The organism is Catenulispora sp. EB89 (assembly GCF_041261445.1).
Taxonomy (GTDB): Bacteria; Actinomycetota; Actinomycetes; order Streptomycetales; family Catenulisporaceae; genus Catenulispora.
In genome coordinates this window covers 1-1,874 of record NZ_JBGCCU010000059.1, presented here as the reverse complement: position 1 = coordinate 1,874, position 1,874 = coordinate 1, and the positions used below count along the sequence as shown (strand labels likewise).

Sequence of the window (1,874 nt, the reverse complement as noted above, 5' to 3'; positions counted from 1 at the left end):
CCAGCTCACCAGTCCACTCACCCTGCATAACAGCAGTCTGACCCCGCCGACCAAACGACGAGGTCAGAACGCATGATTTTCATCGGCCTTCTAGGGACTGTTCGGAGTCCGGATCATGTGGTTGGGGTGAGTGTCTTCAGCCAAGTGTCGAGGGCGGACATCAGCGTCCAGCCCTCGACGGAAAACGCCCGGACACGCCGCATCAAATCACTTCTTAAGCGGGTGAAAGCCGCGAAAATCGTCCTAGCCCGCGTCCCCGGTGATCCATGTGACGTGGGACAACCACGTCACCCGTTCAGGGCGCCGTTGACACTGCAGAGGAGACCCTCCGATGAAAACAACGAAGCGGAAGCTCAAGATCAGCGTCTGCACCATGGCTGCGGTCAGTACGCTGATGCTCGCGGCGCCGGCCGCGTATGCGGACGACTGGCACCGTGTTGACACCTCCAACACTTGGGCGGGTTGCCAGACGTATCTCCTCATCAACTTCGGCAACTGGCCCGCGGATCGCGTCAAGTGCGAAATCGACGGCTCGTGGACCCCGTGGCAGACCTATGGTGGCTACGTCTACTACTGATCTGTGCGGGCCGGCGCCCATCCACGGCTGCGCGCTTCGGTGAGACGTCGATCAGCTACCGCGCTGATCCACCTTCCGCATGGTGGGTATCGCCGCCCGGCCGGAGACCGGCCGGGCGGCGATACCCGGCGACAGCCGACACGTCACTGACGAGCTCGCTGCGCATCGCGTGACATCGAAGCAACAGATGACGTGTCGTAGTGCGATGCCGCATATGCCGAGGGTGAGGAAGGCCTCGTGGATGTCGGCGCGGCGTTCGTAGCAGGTGCGGAGGTCCGTTCGACGACGAGGCGGATTTTGCCCAGACCCGAGTCGTGTGGGAGACCTCGTCTGGCGGTCTTCGACTGGATGCCTTGTCGCTACAGCCGACGAGCTCCACTACAGCGGACCCCGCACCTGCCGTTAGGCGAATCCGACCCATCAACGATGTAGGACCGTGTGCGTTAGAGGCTCTTGAACAGCCAGTTCTGGGTCTCGTCCTTGGCGTCGATCGCCGCGAGGTAGATCCCGTTCGGCATCTCCCGTTTGAAGCCGAGGGCCAGGGCTTCTTTGCCGCCGGGGGTCCGGTTCGCGGGCACGGTGATGCGCCATTGGCCCTCGACGGGGGCGGGTCGAAGCGTCCAAGGAGTTGGGATCTCGATGACGGTGATGCGCATCCCGGTCTGCGGGTCGTCGGGGTAGGCGAGATAGAGCGGCTGCATGCCGTAGGGCGTCCTGATCAGGAGCGTGTCGTCGTTCGCGTCGATGGTCTGCCAGGTCCGCGCGTTTGAGCCGGGCAGGGGGTGGCTGCCGACCAGCGCGGGCGCGCCGGGCTCCACATCGATCGGATACAGGATTCCGAACACCGGGTGGCGGATCTCGTAGACGCCGAACGGGACAGCAGCCATGCGGAGCCTCGTTTCGTGTGGTGGCCGCCGACCGGTCGGCCAGGTCCAGCCGGGGAACTACCCGATTCGCCAAGACCGAACCAGGCCGAGGTTGCGCATCGTCCGCCGACGCAGACTTCCGGTCTTCGTCGGCGGACGGTCGTGCATGCTGTGCCCGCGCCCGCTTCGGCAGCGGCCCGGTGGCCGGGACCGGCAGAAACGGCTCGATCAAAGCCCACCCGGCATCCGTGAGTTCAAAACGTGCCGCACCCCAGTTCTACCAGCCACGACCACCCACACGGCAAACACATCAAAGATCTGAACTACGAACAGTCGCTAGAAGGCTGATGAAAATCATGCGTTCTGACCTCGTCGTTTGGTCGGCGGGGTCAGACTGCTGTTATGCAGGGTGAGTGGACTGGTGAGCTGGT

2 protein-coding genes are annotated in these 1,874 nt (G+C 63.7%); one reads left to right on the top strand and one right to left on the bottom strand.

Annotated features, from left to right (window positions below):
* Positions 1-331 precede the first annotated feature (331 nt).
* Entirely contained in the window at positions 332-577 is a 246-nt protein-coding gene (locus tag ABH920_RS49985; protein WP_370356978.1) for a hypothetical protein, read from the top strand.
* A 443-nt stretch (positions 578-1,020) separates the two neighbouring features.
* On the opposite strand, the gene ABH920_RS49980 is transcribed toward ABH920_RS49985, so the two are convergent.
* Positions 1,021-1,464 carry a hypothetical protein gene (locus ABH920_RS49980; protein WP_370356975.1) on the bottom strand — a complete coding sequence of 148 codons (444 nt, stop codon included), beginning with the start codon at positions 1,462-1,464 and terminating at the stop codon, positions 1,021-1,023.
* Between the last annotated feature and the right edge of the window lie 410 nt (positions 1,465-1,874).